This window comes from Autumnicola edwardsiae (genome assembly GCF_031846505.1).
GTDB classification, from domain to species: domain Bacteria; phylum Bacteroidota; class Bacteroidia; order Flavobacteriales; family Flavobacteriaceae; genus Autumnicola; species Autumnicola edwardsiae.
On sequence record NZ_JAVRHP010000330.1, the window covers coordinates 1 to 355 of the forward strand.

Here is a 355-nt window from a genome sequence, read left to right on the forward strand (position 1 = left end):
TAAAATTTTTAGCCTATGAGAACTACAGAAGAAGTATTAAAAGATCATCTGGAACTTTCTAAAAAGGGATCTATAGAAGAGGATCTGCAGAAAAACTTTTCCAAAGATTTGATCCTGCTTACTACGCATGGTATTTATAAAGGACATGAAGGACTAAGGGAATTAAATAAAATGCTGATAAAGGATTTCCCCGAAGCGGAGTTTAACTATATCAATTTTCTTTTTGAAGATGAAATAGCTTTTCTGGAATGGACTGCATATTCAGACAGTTCACAAATAGATGACGGAGCAGATTCCTACATAGTGCGCGAGGGGCTGATAATTGCCCAGACCATTCATTATACTATCCGAAAGA

1 protein-coding gene is annotated in these 355 nt (G+C 35.8%); it reads left to right on the top strand.

Annotation, left to right across the window (positions count from 1 at the left end):
- Positions 1-15: 15 nt before the first annotated feature.
- The coding region (locus RM529_RS17895; protein WP_311486081.1) for a nuclear transport factor 2-like protein at positions 16-355 on the top strand (340 nt) is incomplete at its 3' end.